General features: G+C 34.3%; 17 protein-coding genes and 1 pseudogene. 14 read left to right on the top strand and 4 right to left on the bottom strand.

Going from position 1 to position 18,159, the window contains the following annotated elements; all coding sequences use genetic code 11:
* Nucleotides 1–243: 243 nt before the first annotated feature.
* Nucleotides 244–1,680, top strand: a complete 1,437-nt coding sequence (locus tag LMD38_RS14630) for an exosporium glycoprotein BclB-related protein (RefSeq protein WP_228919790.1) — start codon at nt 244–246, stop codon at nt 1,678–1,680.
* Between the two features lie 580 nt (nt 1,681–2,260).
* On the opposite strand, the gene LMD38_RS14625 is transcribed toward LMD38_RS14630, so the two are convergent.
* The 3 genes and pseudogenes from LMD38_RS14625 to LMD38_RS14615 form a co-directional block, all read right to left on the bottom strand.
* Nucleotides 2,261–2,893 (bottom strand): cupin domain-containing protein, encoded by a 633-nt coding sequence (locus LMD38_RS14625; protein ID WP_016717495.1) that lies wholly within the window; start codon nt 2,891–2,893, stop codon nt 2,261–2,263.
* A gap of 180 nt (nt 2,894–3,073) precedes the next feature.
* Nucleotides 3,074–3,382, bottom strand: a pseudogene (locus LMD38_RS28725) (HD domain-containing protein); the annotation flags it as partial.
* An 80-nt stretch (nt 3,383–3,462) separates the two neighbouring features.
* The gene (locus LMD38_RS14615; RefSeq protein ID WP_001100983.1) at nt 3,463–3,621 is read right to left on the bottom strand and encodes a hypothetical protein; all 159 of its coding nucleotides are present in this window, start codon (nt 3,619–3,621) and stop codon (nt 3,463–3,465) included.
* A gap of 303 nt (nt 3,622–3,924) precedes the next feature.
* On the opposite strand from LMD38_RS14615, the gene LMD38_RS14610 reads away from it, so the two are divergent.
* The 4 genes from LMD38_RS14610 to LMD38_RS14595 all read left to right on the top strand — a co-directional run bounded on the left by LMD38_RS14610 (nt 3,925) and on the right by LMD38_RS14595 (nt 8,043).
* A complete protein-coding gene (locus LMD38_RS14610; protein ID WP_029141122.1) occupies nt 3,925–4,518 on the top strand; it encodes an O-methyltransferase in 594 nt (197 codons plus the stop codon).
* A gap of 313 nt (nt 4,519–4,831) precedes the next feature.
* Entirely contained in the window at nt 4,832–5,944 is a 1,113-nt protein-coding gene (locus tag LMD38_RS14605) for a toxic anion resistance protein (protein ID WP_000137402.1), read from the top strand.
* A 24-nt stretch (nt 5,945–5,968) separates the two neighbouring features.
* Nucleotides 5,969–6,802, top strand: a complete 834-nt coding sequence (locus LMD38_RS14600) for a DUF3974 domain-containing protein (RefSeq protein ID WP_016717498.1) — start codon at nt 5,969–5,971, stop codon at nt 6,800–6,802.
* 278 nt (nt 6,803–7,080) lie between these two features.
* Entirely contained in the window at nt 7,081–8,043 is a 963-nt protein-coding gene (locus LMD38_RS14595; RefSeq protein ID WP_227585512.1) for a hypothetical protein, read from the top strand.
* A gap of 67 nt (nt 8,044–8,110) precedes the next feature.
* Here LMD38_RS14595 and LMD38_RS14590 read toward each other — a convergent pair whose 3' ends face one another.
* Complete coding sequence (locus LMD38_RS14590; RefSeq protein ID WP_061182750.1) at nt 8,111–9,670, bottom strand: glycoside hydrolase family 10-like protein; 1,560 nt, start codon at nt 9,668–9,670, stop codon at nt 8,111–8,113.
* Nucleotides 9,671–9,897: 227 nt separating this feature from the next.
* Here LMD38_RS14590 and LMD38_RS14585 point away from each other — a divergent pair, with 227 nt between their 5' ends.
* The 9 genes from LMD38_RS14585 (at nt 9,898) to LMD38_RS14545 (ending at nt 18,059) form a co-directional block, all read left to right on the top strand.
* On the top strand, nt 9,898–10,203 hold the full coding sequence (locus LMD38_RS14585; RefSeq protein WP_000865885.1) for a PTS sugar transporter subunit IIB: 306 nt from the start codon (nt 9,898–9,900) through the stop codon (nt 10,201–10,203).
* Between the two features lie 11 nt (nt 10,204–10,214).
* The gene (locus tag LMD38_RS14580; RefSeq protein WP_001032281.1) at nt 10,215–11,498 is read left to right on the top strand and encodes a PTS sugar transporter subunit IIC; all 1,284 of its coding nucleotides are present in this window, start codon (nt 10,215–10,217) and stop codon (nt 11,496–11,498) included.
* 79 nt (nt 11,499–11,577) lie between these two features.
* Entirely contained in the window at nt 11,578–11,844 is a 267-nt protein-coding gene (locus tag LMD38_RS14575; RefSeq protein WP_016717502.1) for a hypothetical protein, read from the top strand.
* A gap of 22 nt (nt 11,845–11,866) precedes the next feature.
* Nucleotides 11,867–13,015, top strand: a complete 1,149-nt coding sequence (gene anmK / locus LMD38_RS14570; protein ID WP_061182751.1) for an anhydro-N-acetylmuramic acid kinase AnmK — start codon at nt 11,867–11,869, stop codon at nt 13,013–13,015.
* Nucleotides 13,016–13,035: 20 nt separating this feature from the next.
* Entirely contained in the window at nt 13,036–13,935 is a 900-nt protein-coding gene (locus LMD38_RS14565; protein WP_061182752.1) for a BadF/BadG/BcrA/BcrD ATPase family protein, read from the top strand.
* Between the two features lie 131 nt (nt 13,936–14,066).
* The gene (gene plsY / locus LMD38_RS14560) at nt 14,067–14,615 is read left to right on the top strand and encodes a glycerol-3-phosphate 1-O-acyltransferase PlsY (RefSeq protein WP_000610849.1); all 549 of its coding nucleotides are present in this window, start codon (nt 14,067–14,069) and stop codon (nt 14,613–14,615) included.
* Nucleotides 14,616–14,684: 69 nt separating this feature from the next.
* Nucleotides 14,685–16,268: an aminotransferase class V-fold PLP-dependent enzyme gene (locus tag LMD38_RS14555; RefSeq protein ID WP_062822449.1), complete on the top strand. Its 1,584-nt coding sequence runs from the start codon at nt 14,685–14,687 to the stop codon at nt 16,266–16,268.
* Nucleotides 16,269–16,354: 86 nt separating this feature from the next.
* Nucleotides 16,355–17,356 carry a bifunctional threonine ammonia-lyase/L-serine ammonia-lyase TdcB gene (gene tdcB / locus LMD38_RS14550; RefSeq protein ID WP_000628902.1) on the top strand — a complete coding sequence of 334 codons (1,002 nt, stop codon included), beginning with the start codon at nt 16,355–16,357 and terminating at the stop codon, nt 17,354–17,356.
* 232 nt (nt 17,357–17,588) lie between these two features.
* Nucleotides 17,589–18,059 carry a MarR family transcriptional regulator gene (locus LMD38_RS14545; RefSeq protein ID WP_001030893.1) on the top strand — a complete coding sequence of 157 codons (471 nt, stop codon included), beginning with the start codon at nt 17,589–17,591 and terminating at the stop codon, nt 18,057–18,059.
* Nucleotides 18,060–18,159: the final 100 nt, after the last annotated feature.

The following is an 18,159-nucleotide window of genomic DNA, read 5'->3' as shown; positions in this document are numbered from 1 at the left end:
GCTTTTGGACCTAAGAGGTAAACGTGGAAAAATAAAATAAACTCTTAAGTTTAGGTGTTTAATCTAAGCAGTCAATTATTAAAAACATATAATTAATATGTGAGTCATGAACATAATTAAATAGCGTTTTTTAGTTTAATTATATTTCATGTTTCCTATTTTAAGTAAATGAAATCTTTGCATAATTTTATTGTACTTATAATAGGAGAACACTCAACTATAAGACAAGTAAGGAGGAAATAAATGAAACATAATGATTGTTTTGGTCATAACAACTGCAATAATCCGATTGTTTTCACTCCAGAATGTTGTAACAATCCACAAACTGTTCCAATTACTAGCACTCAATTAGGACAGTTAATCACTTTACTAAATTCTTTAATATCGGCTATTGCAGCGTTTTTTGCAAATCCAAGTGATGCAAACAGATTAAATTTACTCAATTTGTTTACTCAGCTATTAAATTTACTAAATGGATTAGCACCATCTCCAGAAGGTAATTATTTAAAACAATTAATTCAAAGTATCATTAATTTACTACAATCTCCTAATCCAAATTTAAGTGAATTACAATCTTTATTACAACAATTCTACAGTGCTCTTGCACCATTCTTCTTCTCTTTAATTATTGATCCTGCAAGTTTACAACTTCTATTAAATTTATTAACTCAATTAATTGGGGCTACTCCAGGAGGAGGGGCAACAGGTCCAACAGGAGCAACAGGAGCAACAGGAGCGACAGGAGCAACGGGTCCAGCAGGGACTGGAGGAGGAGCAACAGGAGCAACAGGAGCAACAGGAGCAACAGGAGCAACGGGAGCAACAGGCCCAACAGGAGCAACGGGAGCAGCAGGCCCAACAGGTCCAACGGGAGACACAGGTCTAGCAGGAGCAACGGGAGCAACAGGTCCAACAGGAGCAACAGGAGCAGCAGGCCCAACAGGTCCAACGGGAGACACAGGTCTAGCAGGAGCAACGGGAGCAACAGGAGCAACAGGAGCAACAGGAGCAACAGGCCCGACAGGAGCAACAGGCCCGACAGGCCCAACAGGTCCAACGGGAGACACAGGTCTAGCAGGAGCAACAGGTCCAACGGGAGCAACGGGAGCAACAGGCCCGACAGGAGCAACAGGCCCAACGGGAGCAACAGGCCCGACAGGAGCAACAGGTTCAACTGGTGCAACAGGTGGCGGAGCTATTATTCCATTCGCTTCAGGTACAACACCAGCTGCGCTAGTTAACGCGGCAGTAGCTAATACAGGAACCCTCCTTGGATTTGGATTTAGTCAGCCTGGCGCAGCATTAACAGGTGGAACTGATATCACATTAGCATTAGGTGTAGGTGATTATGCATTTGTAGCACCACGTGCAGGAACTATTACGTCGTTAGCAGGCTTCTTTAGTGCAACAGCTGCATTAGCTCCATTAGCACCTGTTCAAGTACAGATACAAATATTAATTGCACCTGCAGCAAGTAATACGTTTACAGTACAAGGCGCACCATTATTATTAACACCAGCATTTGCTACGATAGCAATTGGTTCTACAGCATCAGGGATCATACCTGAAGCTATTCCAGTAGCAGCTGGGGATAAAATATTAGTATATGTTTCCTTAACAGCAGCTAGTCCAATAGCAGCAGTAGCTGGATTTGTAAGTGCAGGTATTAATATCGTCTAACTTGTAACAATGTCTGTTTGAAATTTGAACTGACATTTGTATATAGCCCTTCCTAATTTTATTAGGAAGGGCTATATTTTTTTGCGGGAAATGGGTAATAAATCAATTGAACAAATATGCTTTATAATTTTATGAAATAAGTTAATGAGCTTTCAATATTCCACATACATAAGAACGGCTGAACTCTATTAAAAATAGAATTCAGCCTTATACTAGGGGAGTAAACAGTTTATTGTGAGTGATGAAATTTCATTGCCAAAATAACTATTTGTTTTTATTACAGTTACATCCTTTTTTCTTTACATAGCCTTGATTGGTTAAATCTCTTTGCGATTGGGAATTGGAAGATTGAGAATTCGAAGACTGAGAGGATGCTGATGAACTACTATTTTTATTATGAGAGTAGTTTTTTCGGTAATTATAATTACTCATAGTACTATCACCTCCAATTAAATATATAAATATTATATGTATGAACTCTATTAATTGTTACGATAATAAATAGGAATGAGGATTATTCAATAAAAAATCTCCTACGTATTTTCCGAGGAGATAAATAATTGTCTATTAATGATATAAATTAATATCCCCAGTAAAGAGGGAAATAGTATGAATCTTGGTAATATAAATCTTGTTGTAGATTAGGAGGTTGAGTTGCAGGGTTTGTCGTTCCGCGGTTTTTATTACAATTTGCTGGAGGGCCAATTACTGTAGTGGATTGAATAGGGGATACCGCTTGTTTCCATTGTTGTTCATCGAGACAGTAAGTATGAGCCATTATATTAGCAGGAGTTAATCGTAAAATATCAGAACCAAAAATAACTTCTGGCGTTGGGGCGTCGAAAATAGCTAATAAATGGGTACCATCTGCTGTCGCAATTTCATAATGCCACCAAGCTTTTGGAATGTTGGCAACTTGCCCTGGTTTTATCGGTAAGTTTAATATTTGATTTGTAAAAGGATTCAGTAAAGAAACAACAGCAGATCCTGAAATACAGTAAACAAGTTCAGCTGCATTTTGATGTATGTGCGGCTCTACAACATTTCCTGTACTTAAATAGATATCTAATAAAGAAGTATTTTCTAACGTATTTAATTGATTCACGCCAAGTACGTTTATATAATTTTGAGCATCTTTCTGAAAAAAATTACTTCTATTTAAATCATGAGTGAAGTTAGTTGAGGGGGAAGTGTAATCGATATTAGAGGTCATTTGTATTACCCGCCTTTCTATTAGTAAGTAAGGTTACAAAATTAGGATATGTGTCTAGTGTTTGTTATGTGCAGTTGTTGGTATCATAATAAATTTGCCTATTCCATACGAAATATGGGTTATTTAAGATATTTTTTGCTGAATAATTAATTGTGCTTTAGCGGTATTGGCATAATTGGGTCACTCTAATACCAAGTTTTGTTTTAAATCAAAATGGATTTCTATGACATCAAAATGAGATACCTTTTTTAAGTGGAACAGGTATACCATTTATTTTGCTTTTTTCATGTTATGTGCAATGTTTGGAAATGCAGAGAAAGTAAAATCACTAATTGTAGCACCATCTGGTAAATAAATAGGGTGTAAATCTGAAGTATAAGCCGTTATGGTATTTTCAAATAGTTCATACGATACTAGATTTTGGAACGCAATTGGATCTGTAGTTAATAAACTGTTATTCACAATTGTATCATTCATTATTTTATATGATGGTTAATCCGGAAAAACTTATACGCTTAAATATAATAGTATAAAAAAAGACGCATTTCTTTAGAAGTGCGTCTTTTTCATTATTTCTCTAACATTTCAAGAGGTACGTCTTTTTCGCCAGCTACCTCAAATTTAATTTCCCCGTCTTCTTCATAAATACGTGAAATAATCGGTATAGTAATCATTAATTTTTTATGCTGCTTTCGCTTTCGAGCGGCATCTAAGCTAATCACGTTCATTATAAGCATCCTTTCTTCTAAAAATATATAAACAAAAGAAAATGCGTCCGGAAAGGGCGCTTAATTGAATTTGAAATACCGATTCATTTAAATGAGGGTTATATGATTTAACAACTGCAATTGAATTAAAAATAGTATGAATGGAATAATTGCACGTAGAAATTAACTTTACCAAAAAACGAAACAATATGCTATAAAAAATTTCAAATCTTTATCATATAACGAGAAAAAGGTTTTCGTTTCGCATATAATGAAAGTAGACGGGCAACGAGAGCTTTTTCATCATATTGCTGTGGAAAGGCGATGAAAAGAATGGATACGTTAGATTCATTATTATTTCAACTTGAACAATATGGAGAAGAGCATGATCGAAATAAAAAAACACGGGAAGAAAAATTACGGAATATTTCTCGTGAGATGGGGCAATTTTTATCAATTTTAGTAAAAGGGTGTAGTGCAAAAAACATTTTGGAAATTGGAACTTCTAATGGTTATTCTACATTGTGGTTAGCTAATGCAGTAGAAGAAACAAATGGAAATGTAACAACTGTAGAACTTTCTTCAGAACGAGTGGGAGAGGCACTTGCCAATTTTGAAAAGGCAAATCTTTTACAAAGGATTGATGTTCACAATCAAGAAGCAGGGGCATTTTTAGATTCACAACTAGATCATTCATTTGATTTTATTTTCCTAGATTCAGAGCGTACGCAATACATGTGGTGGCTGGAGCATATAAAACGCATTTTACAACCAAAAGGTCTTCTTGTTGTCGATAATGCTACTTCTCATGCGAGTGAATTAGTTGAGTTTATAAAAATGATTGAAGAAGATGAAATGTTTGAAACAGTATTATTGGCATTTCAAAATGGTGCATTTGTAGCGCGTAAGAAGAAATAGATTTTAGCGTAATATAATTATCACATTGAAAAAGGGTGTATGTCAAAAGATTGAGTGCAGTAGTATGGGAAGGACGTAATTTATATACGTAACATACGAAGAATCCGCCTTCAGCATGTCGGTCTCTAGGTCTTAAGTCTGAGGAAAATTATGTTGTTTACAGGTATACTTATAGTAAGAAACAGGGAATGACTGCATAAGCAGGTATTTCTTGAAAATTGATTTCATATAGGCTGTTTGCAAATGAAATACAATATATTAGATGAAATATAGTGCACATAAATTCGCACATATAAATAAAGGAGCGATTTTGTTGACTGAACTCGAGAAAAAAGAACCCGTATCAATTGTGAAAGATAATAATGTAGAAGTAGTAGTTGATACAGTTATAAAAGATGAAGAACTTGATGAATTAAACAAAGAAGCCGATCTTTATGTACAAAAGTTGAATAGCGAGCAAAATACAGATTTATCGAAAGTATTGTCTCAGCTAGGAGATTTAGGGGATAAAGAACAGCAAGCAGCAGGACAAACGCTATCAGCATTAAAACGTCCTGTCACAGCGATGATGAATGGAAAGAATGAAGAAATTCCAAATACGTTGTTAGAATTACGCAAAGTAGTATCAGAGCTTGATCCAAATTCACTAAAAGCAAGTGGTATGAAGAAAATTATGTTTAAAGTATTCAAGAAAAATCCACTTGAAACATACGTGCATAAATATCAATCTATAGATAAGCAAATTGAGGAGATTATAAGATCACTTCTAATTGGTCGTGATAATTTACAAGAAGATACAGTTGGTCTTGAAATGCTTAAAGAGCAATCACACGATAAAATTCACGCGCTTGATAAGCAAGTATACTTAGGGAAAAAACTTGCTGGCATGCTGGAAGCTGAGAAACAAAATCCAGAACGTCAAAGGGATATTCCATTAATTAATGATGCATTAGAAAAGATTTTAGTGCGTACGCGCAATATGCAGCAAGCGAAAAGTGTGTTATTACAATCCATTGCATCTGTAGACATTATTAAGAAAAATAATGAAAAGTTAACAGAGGCAATTCGTAATGCAATTACGATGACGCAAAACGTTGTAACAGTTTCTGCTGCTATCCAGTTAGCATTAACAAATCAACGTAAAACAATTGATGCAGTGAATGCAACAAATGAAGCAATTGAGTCTATGGTATTAAGTAATTCTCAGGCATTAAAACAAAATACAGAAGAAACAACGAAATTACTTGAAAATCCTGCAATTAGCATGGATAAATTACGTGAATCATTCCAAAACGTATTCGCTGCAATTGAAGCTTCTGAAAAATCGTCAGAACGTATTATCGAGTCAAGTAAGAAGTTTGTTATTGAACTAGACACATTTAATGATGAAATGAAACAAAAACTCATTCAGCGCCCAAGAAAATAGCAGACTTTTAGAGGAGGTGAAAAAATGAGTTTTATTCAAACTGTATTATTACTACTCGGTACATTGTTTTTAATCGCATTTACTGTCGTTGTTTTAGTTGTATATTTCGGACGTAAACTGTATTTTTCGTGGACGAAGCCATATAAAAGAGCACACGATTCTTTAGATAAGTTATCGAATAAATCATTACCGTTTCTACAAGAATTTACACAACATCCACTCTTTTATCGTTGGATTCGTACGGAAGGAAAGAAAGAACAACATATATTAAACACGCTTTTCTGTGCATCGGGTCAACGTACGAGAGAGCAAGTATTCTCAATGTTACCGAAAGAAAAACAGAAAAAAGTACATGTAATGGCAAAAACGACGAAAAAGCTTACTAATGAAGATATTGATGTAGCAGCGATGAAAGTAAAAGATTTTTTAAGACAAGAAACGCAGCAAACAGTAAAACCGACAGATTTATCGTTTTATAAATTGTATTTTTATGATCGATATCCAGATGCATTAAATACAATTCAAGCGTATAAACGCTCAATAAATCCTTCATTACAACGAACGGTTGATGATATTACAATTTCAGTATTAAATGCTTTGCCATATTATCAAGAGCAGCGTATGTTTGAACAGCAACATAAACTTGAAACGTTCTTAATGAAAGATTTAACGGCGATGCTATCGTTAGTCGTACAATTACCACCTTCACAACGACCAGAAAAAGAAGAAGAGTTAAAAATCTACTTGCAAAATTTCCAAAAAGAAATGGAAGAAGTAGAGCGAGATATTCGTGACTCGATTGATCACGATTTGAATGTGAAGATGAGAGCAGCGACAGAGAAGTTTAAAAATAAGTAAGAGAGATTTCCTTAAAAAAGCTGATAAATATAGCTTTTTTGAGGGATCTCTTTTTATTTTGATAAAAATTATAGTTTAATCAGAAATTGCGGAATTAGTTGAAGTATTAATAAGTAAGTAAAAAGCTTTTATTATGATATTATTATTGCTATACTGACAAATGTTGAAAATGTAAGATTCCAAAAGCAAGTGTTTTTATATAAAAATATCCAAAAAACATGTATAGATAACTAGTTTGGATCTTATGAAATACATAGGTAGAGGAGTATATTTAAATAGTGGATACTTTGTTAATGTTTATTGGGATGATTGCTTTAATTGGAGCAATAGTGTTTTTTATTGGGATGATAGGGACGTTAGTTATAAAGAAATATCGTTCACGCTTGAAAAAATTTGCTATTATTTTTGGTTCATGTTTATCGGTATTTATAGTTTCATTAACCTTAAGTCATATCTTTTATCCAATAACTGCGGAACAACAAGCTGAAATGGATAAGAAAGCAGAAGAAAAGAAGCAATTAGCAGCTAAAAAAGAAGAGGAAAAGAAATCGGAAAAAGAAAAACTAGAAGAAGAAAAAAATGCTGAAAAGACGAAAAAAGAACAAGAGAAAAAATTAGCAGTTGAGGCAAAGGAAAAAGAAAAAGCTGAAAAAGAAGCAGCCGAAAAAGCAGAGGAAGAAAAGAAGATTAAACAAAAGGAAGAAACAGATAGGTTAAAAGCAGAGGAAGCAAAGAAAAAGGCAGAAGAAGAGCAACGTAAGCAAGAAGAGGAAGCAAAGAAAAAAGCAGAAGAAGAGCAACGTAAGCAAGAAGAGGAAGTGAAAAAGAAAGCTGAAGCGGAGGCACGCAAGGCAGAAACACAACAAAAAGTGTTGGAATCAAATTATAGATCAGCATATGCTACTCATAGTAAAAAGCTTACAGATTCTTTAAATCAGACGGGGAATCTATTAATTAATAATAAGATCGGGAATGAAGAATGGACGATTAAATTAGCTGCTAGCTTAATCATGTTACAAGATGTAACTGAAAATCCACCGAATGTTCAGGTGCCTGATAAATTTAAAGAAGTTAATAGTTTATATATGCAGGCTTTAGAGAAATTTAATCAATCTGCGAAATTAACTCCAGAAGCTTTAGATGAAGGAAACACAAATAAAATGCAAAAAGCTACGAATTTAATGAATGATGGCGGAGAAATACTTAAAAGTGCTAACACTTTATTAAAAGAAATTATGTAGTTTAGTATTTAAATGATAGTATGAAAACTACCTATTCTTTTATGAATAGGTAGTTTTTTGTTGTATACTATTTTGCTTTTACAATGGCCTTACTAGAAGCAACACTTTCATTATGCAATCGATCAACCGCAGTTACTACATACGTATATGTTTCTCCAGGAATAGCCGTTTTATCTACATAAATTTCTCCAGGCTTTGTCTTTCTTACAGTAGTAAGTAAATTTTTCGGATTTTGTATATCCACTTCACTTTTTCCATTCACGCGGTAAATAGCGTAATAAGCAGAATCATTCTCTCTATTATCAATGATACCTACAGCAACCCCTTCATCTCTTGGAATGGCACCTTTTAAAGTAGGTTGTTTTGGTGGTTCATGATCAAGCCAAGGCATAGGTGGGACTAATGCAGGATGTTTATATATGTCTTTTGAGAGTCTATCTTTCACTCCAAGTGGATTATTATTAATGTCTTTTAAGCTAAAATGCATACTACCTTTAATTTGAGGGAATAGCCGGTTTAATGCAATCTGTCTTGGATATTCTTCAGGATCAGACCAAGCGGGGACAGAATTATTATTAATTTTATAGGCTGCCTGACCAATGTATAGGTGGATCGGTTTATTATTTGTTTCTTTTACCCACCAATCTACTAATATGTCATACGCAGCAGGAGTGAAACCTATATTCCAATATATTTGCGGTGTGATGTAGTCAATGTAACCTTTTTGTATCCACTCACGTGTATCAGCATAAAGATCATCAAAGTTTCTTTGGCCGGCAGTTGTGTTAGAGCCAGTCGGATCATCAGCTATATTTCGCCATACGCCAAATGGGCTAATGCCAAATTTCACATATGACTTTTCTTGTTTAATAGCAGTATTTAAATCTCTTACAAGTTCATTTACATTGTCACGTCGCCAATCTTCTATATTTGTAAATCTACCGTTATTATATAATTCGTACGTTTTTTGATCGGGGAATTGTTCACCCGCCACTTTATATGGATAAAAATAATCATCCATATGTAATGCATCAACATCGTAATTTTGTACGATTTCTAAAGCACCTTCAGTTATAAACTTTTTTACTTCTGGAATACCGGGGTTGTAATATAATTTTCCGCCATAAGGTACAACCCAATCCGGGTGCTGTCTTGCAGGGTGATTATTTGATAATCGATTTATATCAGTGTGATTCATCGTTATTCGGTATGGATTAATCCATGCGTGGAATTCTATATTTCTTTTATGTGCTTCTTCAATCATAAATGCTAGTGGGTCGTATCCGGGATCTTTTCCTTGTGTACCGGTAATATATTCAGACCAAGGGCCGTAATTGGAAGGATAAAAGGCATCAGCAGTTGGTTTTATTTGTACAATGACTGCATTCATACCAGTGTTTTTTACATCGTCTAATAATTTAATAAATTCTTGTTTTTGATTTTCAATTGGTAAACCAGTTTTTGAGGGCCAATCAATATTAAGAACAGATGCAATCCATACAGCACGTAATTCGTGTTTTTTGTACGTAGTAGTTACTTCAGCATAAGTAAAGTGAGGGGAAATGAAAGAGAAAGGGATGAACAAGATGACGATGCAACATATCATAAATAAACGTTTAACGATCATGTATACGCCTCCCTATCATATGATTATCTAAGATAATATACGAGGCAAGGTTGGCCTTGCAATAGAGAAAATTGTATATTGAAACATTAATTTAATAGGAAAAATATTTTTAATGAAATTTACTTTCAGTATAACTAAATTCTTTTACTTCTTCATATGCTTGTTAGTAAAGTGAAACTTCCTTTCATTTGAAGGGTAGTAAATTATAAGTATAGGAGGATTCATAAATGAAGGTTTTGTTCGTTTGTTCTGGAGGAATGTCCAGTGCAATTGTTGTAAACGCTTTAAAAAAAGAGGCGGAGAAAAAGGGTATGAACATGGAAGTGCATGCGATTGGAACAAATGAGGTAGAGGAAGAAGTAAAGAATGGCTGGGACGTTGTAATGGTTGCACCTCAAGTTAGACATCGATTTGATTCTGTTAAAAAATTCGCAGAAGAGGAAGCTATCCCGTGCGGTATTATACCGCCGCAAGCATATACGCCTCTTGGTGGACCGACTTTATTAAAGACTGTAAATGATTTAATTCGTTAGGGGGAACCGTTATGAATAAGTTTGTCACGTTTCTTGATAAAAACTTATCTGGACCGATGGCAAGACTTTCTGAACAGAGACATTTACAAGCAATCCGTGATGGAGTTATTTCAGCATTACCGTTTATCATCGTAGGAAGTTTCTTTTTAATCGTAGCATTTCCACCATTACCGAAAGATAGCTTCATATCCGTTTGGGCATTAAAGAATCAAACAAGTATATTAATACCATATCGGTTAACTATGTTTATTATGTCTTTATATATAGCATTTGGAATAGGATATAATTTGGCGAAAAGTTATAAACTAGATGCTTTATCAGGAGCACAGCTTGCAGTATGTTCACTGCTATTAACATTAACTCCTGAATTAATTGATAAAAAAGGATTTATGCTTCCGATGACAAATCTCGGAGGTCATGGATTATTCGTGACGATGATTGTTTCTATTTTATCCGTAGAGATTTTAAGGTTTTGTAAGAAGAAAAATGTAATGATTAAAATGCCAGAACAAGTACCGCCATCTGTGTCGCGTTCATTTGAAGCACTTATACCTGCTGCATTCGTTATTATTATTATGAGTCTAGTAACTGTCGTTTTTAGCATTGATTTACACCATGTTGTTGATAAATTAGCAGCACCATTAGTAAAAGCTGGGGATAGTTACTTTGGTGTAATGATTCCAGTGTTTTTAATTACGTTTTTTTGGTCATTCGGAATCCATGGTGTGTCGGTTGTTGGAACTGTTGCTCGGCCATTATGGGAAGTATACCTAGGGAAAAATGGAGAAGCTGTTGCTAGTGGAGCAGATCAATTGCCATTTATTTCACCAGAGCCGTTATATCAATGGTTTATATGGATTGGTGGTTCTGGTGCGACATTAGGGCTTGTATTAGCTATGATTGTATTTGGTCGATCAAAATATTCGAAAGCATTATCAAGAACTTGTATTGTTCCGGGGATTTTTAATATAAATGAGCCAGTCATATTCGGATTACCGATTGTACTAAATCCAATTTTAATTATCCCATTTATCATTACACCACTTGTAACGGCAACTGTTGCATATTCTGCAACTGCAATGGGATTTGTAACACCAACGCATATTATGCCACCGTGGACATTACCTGCTCCAATTGGTGCTTATTTAGCAACAGGTGGGGATTGGCGTGCGATTGTATTAGTTTTTATAAATATAGCAATATCGTTCCTTATATATTTACCATTCTTTAAAATGTACGACAAAAATATGCTTGAAATTGAGAAGAATGGTGAAGGGGAATCTGTTAATCCATAATCTTTATGCTTTAATTTATGAGTGATAGGTATTTTGCCTATCACTTCTTTCACATGAAGTCCAGAGAGGATGAAATGGAATGAATATAAAATTTAGTTATAAAGGTGTATTTTTATTATTATTTGGAGTGATATGTGCGAATTTACTTTTTGTGCCTTTATTAAGAATGCTACATTTATCACAAATGTATAGTATATGGCTCGTTACAAGCATTGCGGCAAGCATTTTGCTTACAATAGTTGTTTCTTTTATTGATGGATCGTTTGCATCGAAAGCTCAGTTGTTTTTTAGATTTATATTATTTTCAATTGGCTGTACGTTTGTAACTTACATGATTGTTTTTTAATAAAGAGGAGGTCATACATGTTATGTATGTTGCAGGGGTAATGTCTGGTACTTCGTTAGATGGTATAGATGTAGCACTCGTTCATATAGAAGGAAGCGGTGTAGGTTCTAAAGTTGAACTCATCCATTTTACTACTGTGCCATTTCGTAATGATATAAAAAATGAGATTCAGCAAGTATTATCAATAAAAAATTCAAATGTCCAACTCATATGTAGTTTGAATTTTAAGTTAGGTTTATGTTTCGCTAAAGCCGTAAAGGAAGTTTGTAAAGAGGCCAATTTTTCTTTGGAACAATTAGATTTGATAGGTTCTCACGGACAAACGATTTACCATCAGCCAAAGCCAGAAGGTAATATGATATCTTCCACATTGCAAATTGGGGAACCTGCAGTAATAGCATATGAAACGAATACGACGGTTATTTCTAATTTTCGAACGATGGACATGGCAGCTGGGGGACAAGGTGCACCACTTGTACCATATTCAGAGATTATTTTATATCGTCATCCAACTAAAAATAGACTACTACAAAATATCGGTGGGATTGGTAATGTTACCGTAATACCAAGTCAAAAAAGTGATCAGAATGTTATAGCTTTTGATACTGGTCCGGGTAATATGATAATTGATGAAGTATGTCAAAGGTTATTTCAGTTGCCATATGATCAAAATGGTAAAATTGCAGAACAGGGTGAAGTTGTAGATGAAATTTTGACATATTGTATGAATCATTCATTTTTGAAAATGAATCCACCGAAATCAACTGGTAGAGAACAGTTTGGTGAAGAGTTTGTAAGTCAGTTATTGAAGCGGTATGAAAAGCATAGTAAAGAAAATATATTAACGACTGTCACGATGTTTACAGCAAGTTCAATTGTTCATCATTATAAGGAGTTTATTCTGCCATATTATGAAATTGATGAGGTAATTTTAGGCGGTGGCGGCAGTTATAATGACACACTTGTTGAAATGATACGGTATGGATTGAAGGATGAAAAATGTACAATATTCATTCAAGAAGATATAGGCTATTCTTCAGAGGCGAAAGAAGCAATCGCCTTTGCCATTTTAGCAAACGAAACGTATCATCGTAATCCGAGTAACGTGCCGAGTGCAACAGGTGCAAAGAAATCTGTAGTTTTAGGGAATGTAACGTACCCTTCAATATGAAGAAAATGAGGAGAACGTATATGAAGTATATGATTGGAATAGATGGCGGGGGAACGAAGACAGAAGCAATTGCATTTGATAAAGACGGAAATGAACTTGTAAGAGCTACTAGTGGATTTGGGAACATATTAATAGATTTTGAAGAAGCTCTTGTGCATATTATGGAAGCAATTGATCAATGCCAGAAAAGTGTAGTGAAAGAGCGTTGCGTTTGTATTTGTTTAGGATTAGCAGGTATAAGCGGAGTAAATACAAATGAATTAACATTACGTCTAAAAAAGAAGTATGGAATACAAATTGAAGTTTTTAATGACGCAATGATCGCACATGCAGCTACTTTAAAAGGCAAAGATGGAATTTTAACGATTGGCGGTACAGGTGCAATTTGTATTGGAAAGAAAGGAGAAGTGTATGAGTATAGCGGCGGATGGGGACATATTTTAGGAGATGAAGGAAGCGGATATTGGATTGGATTACAAGCTTTAAAGAGAATGGCAAATCAATTGGATCAAGGAATTAGACTCTGTCCATTAAGCATAAGAATTCAAGACGAGTTTCAACTTTTGACAGCGTCTCATATAAAAAGGCTAGTATATAGATCTTCAAAAGATAAAGTTGCAGCAATCACACCATTCGTTATTCGAGAAGCTAGAAATGGAAATGATGCTGCACATGAAATTATGATGCAAGCTGGAAAGGAATTAGCAAGGATTACGATAGATGTTTATAACAAGATGCAGCTTGATTTATTAGTTTCAATTGCGGTAAGTGGCAGCATATTGCGTTTCGTTCCTGAAATATATGATGAATTTAAGAAATGCTGTGAGAAAAGTGTAGGAGAAGTTACATTTGTATTACAATCCGAACCAGCAGTGAAAGGAACATATTATTTAATGAAAAATATGTATTTTAAAAAATAGCTGTATGAGAATTTTTGTATGAATTGTAAATATATGATGTTAAAATGTATAAAGGGATGTGGATAAAAAGTACAATATACATAGTTTTTGAATATTGTATAAGTACTCCTACGTAGAAAGTGAATGATTATATGATTAATAGTATGCAGTTTTTGTATTTGGTCGCTTCTTATTTATTTGGAAACATATTGACTGCTTATATAGTAACGAAATGGAGACATGACGTTGATATTCGGAATGAAGGAAGCGGAAATCCCGGCGCAAGAAATATGGGACGTGTATATGGAAAAGGGTATTTTATCGTTACATTTTTAGGTGATGCAATTAAAGGGGCAATCGTAGTTTCTATTGCAGAATACCTTTTTGGAGATTCTACATTTGTAATGTTAGCTTTACTAGCTGTTTTACTTGGACATATTTATCCAATTGTATTTAAAGGCAAGGGTGGAAAAGGCATATCAACTTTTATTGGAGGATTAATCGCATTTGATTACTTGATAGCGCTTACCCTTGTTGCTGTTTTCATTATATTTTATTTAATCTTTAAAGGATTTACTAAGCCAGGGTTAATTACAATTGCTTGTTTACCAGTTTGCATGATTTTGTATTCTTATTCTATTGTTACGACTATTTTAAGTGCTCTTATCATTGTGCTTATTTTATATGTAAATCGAGACTGAAACGAACTTTTAATAAGTGGAGGAAATCTCCACTTATAATTTTTATCAAACACATAAAGGAGATAAGGCATGGGGTTAATTTATAAAGTTGCTGATCAAGATTGGGAATTTGAACGTATACATAAATTGAATTATAAAACATTTGTAGAAGAAATTCCGCAACATGAAGAAACGAAAGATCGTGTTCGTATAGATCGGTTTCATGATGAAAATACATATTTAATTTGTTTAGATGAAGATAAGTTAGTAGGTATGGTTGCATTGCGAGGAAAACGACCATTCTCGTTAGATTATAAAATTTCAAATTTAGATTTTTATTTGCAAGAACATGGAGAAAACATGTATGAAATTCGTTTACTTTCAGTAGAACGTGAATATCGAAATGGAAGAGCATTGTTAGGATTAATTCGCTTTTTACATCGTTATTTGCTTCTAAACGGATATGAATTGGCACTCATTTCTGCGACAACACGTGAACTACCTTTATATGAGCAAATGGGGTTCAAATCTTTCCATACGTTAGTTGGTACAGAAGAAGCAGCCTTTCAGCCAATGTATGTTACTCCTGCTATGTTTGAAGAGTCGAGTGTTGGGGGGATTATGACGAAAGAATATACATTTTTACCTGGTCCAGTAGATATTGAAGAGAATGTTCGAAAGGCTTTTTCTACTAAGCCGATTTCACATCGTTCTAAGTCATTTCATGTGACGATGGAAAATGTAAAAAAACGTTTACTACAAATGACAAAAGCAAAACGTGTGCAAATCATGTTAGGAACAGGGACGTTAGCAAATGATGCCATTGCTTTACAGTTACGCTCTTTAAAAGGAAATGGACTAGTATTAACGAATGGGGAATTTGGCAATAGATTAGTTAGACACGCAACACGCGCGCAATTACATTTTGATACGTATAAAAAGGAAATGGGACAACCATTTATTTCTACAGAATTAGAACAAATAATGGAAGCTGGAAATTATGAGTGGCTTTGGTTTGTTCACCATGAAACATCTACCGGAATGTTAAATGATTTAGACGAGTTAAATGCATTATGTGAAAAGTATAAAGTGAAACTATGTGTAGATTGTATTAGCTCAATTGGAGCGATACCGATAGATTTAAAGAGTGTATATTTTGCGAGCGGCGTTAGCGGAAAGGCAATTAAATCGTTTACTGGATTATCTTTCGTTTTTCATAATCATAATGTGAAAGTAAACGAGACTTTACCGGCCTATATGGACATTGGTATGTATGAAGAAAATGAAAGTATTCCATATTCACATTCATGGAATTTAATTTATGCATTGCAAGAAGCGTTGAAGAGATTTGAAGATGAAAAAGCATTTGTAAAAATTAAAGAGACATATGATTATATGGAAGAAGCTATTACTAGTATAGGCTTAAAACTTGTTTCACCTAAAGAACATGCCGCACCAATTATACTTACGATTCAATTAAATGGAGATCTTTCTTCTAAAGCGGTCGGTGATGCGTTAGCGTTACAAGGATATATCGTCCATTATGAATCAGCGTACTTACAAAATAATAACTGGATCCAAATTGCATGCCTGAATCATTATAAAGAACGTGATATGAAAAGGATGTTGAATTGTTTACAACTGTGTGTATTACAGAGTGAGGTACATATTTAAAGACTTTTTCTTAATATAGAGGGTTTCGTATAAAGGGGCTACGACTTACGAAAACTTAGGAATAGAACATTGGAAGAGGTGTTAGTATGATAACTAAAAAACTACCATTACATATAGACGATATTAAAAAAGCGCAAAACATTTTGGATAGAAATGCTCGTAAAACTCCATTAGTAAAATCATTTTACTTGACTAGTAAAACAGGCGGAGAAATTCACTTGAAATTAGAAAATATGCAATTAACAGGTTCGTTTAAATTCCGTGGTGCGTTTAACAAAATGTCACAGCTGACAGATCAAGAAAAAGAGAGGGGAGTAATTGCTTGTTCTGCTGGTAATCATGCGCAAGGAATTGCTTTATCAGCTCATTTACTCGGTATTAAAAGTAAAATTATTATGCCAATTTCTGCACCTCAGGCGAAAGTTGAAGCAACAAAAGGATATGGATCTGAAGTGATTTTACATGGTGAAACCTTTGATGATGCAAAGGCAAAATGTGAAGAGATAATAAGAGAAACAGGTGAAACATATTTACATCCATATGATGATGTAGAGGTAATGGCTGGTCAAGGTACAATTGGATTAGACATTCTTGATGATATGTGGGATGTAGATACTGTCATTGTACCAATAGGTGGAGGCGGAATTATTTCTGGTATTGCTGTAGCATTGAAATCTTTTAATCCATCAATCAATATAATTGGTGTACAAGCAGAAAATGTTCATGGGATGAAGGCTTCTTATGACAAAGGTACGATTGTAGAGCATTATGAGGCACCTACAATAGCAGATGGTTGCGCAGTTAAAATACCTGGTAACTTAACTTTTGAAGTAGTAAAAGAATTAGTAGATGATATTGTAACAGTATCAGAAGGTGAATTAGAAGTAGCGATGAAAGACTTATTACAACGTGGTAAAGCTGTTGTAGAAGGGGCTGGCGCATTAGCTACTGCTGCTCTACTTGCAGGGAAAGTTGATAGTTATATAAAAGGGAAAAAAGTAGTAGCTGTTATATCTGGTGGGAACGTGGACTTACAGCGCATATCAAGTGTATGTGAGCACTTTTTTGTCGCTAATGAAGTGAAATAGTTTTATAAAAGAAGAGCTAAGAGAAATAGTCTTAGCTCTTACTTTTTGTCTACCGTTTACTGTAAGTAGCAATAACCTTGCAGAATTTGCTTTTTAATGAATTGTTTTATTTAAGCCCCTATTTTTACACATATCTTTAATGTCACAATAATTATTTCAATATTGTCGAAACGTAAGCAGAAATTTAATATAATAGTTGTAACGTGCTAATGAGCGGTGAGGAGGGCAGGTCATGAATAAAGAAGAACAGGTCATGAACGGTTTTAGGGAATTATATAATAAGCTGGTTTGGCTTAATAAAGATAAGATGGAAGACGGTCTTAAAGGTTTTAAATCTTCTGAAGTCCACTGCATTGAATATATTGAAAACAATGCAGATTCTAACGTGACACAACTCGCAGAGGCTTTTTATGTAACTCGTGGTGCTATAAGTAGGATGACTAAGAAGCTCATGAAAAAAGGCCTTATTGAAAGCTATCAAAAGTCAGAGAATAAAAAAGAGATCTATTTTAAGCTTACTGAACAAGGGAAAGAAATTTATAAAATACATGAAGACTTGCACAAAGAGTTTCAAGAGCGGGATAAAGTCGTATTTGAGCAAGTAACTGAAAAAGAATTCGACAGTATAATTAGCTTTGTGGAAAAGTATAGTAGACATTTGGATGCAGAAATAAAGAAACAGGGTATACATATTAAGTCGTAATAAATTTAAATAATAAAAAGGTAGCCTTACTCCTGAGAATAGGCTGCCTTTTTATTATTGTGTTTTTGTTGACTAATCAACAAAACAGAGTTATTATTTT

Origin of the sequence: Bacillus pacificus (genome assembly GCF_020861345.1) — a bacterium.
GTDB lineage: Bacteria > Bacillota > Bacilli > Bacillales > Bacillaceae_G > Bacillus_A > Bacillus_A pacificus.
The sequence above is the reverse complement of the archived record's forward strand: the minus strand, read 5'-3'. Positions and strand labels throughout refer to the sequence as shown.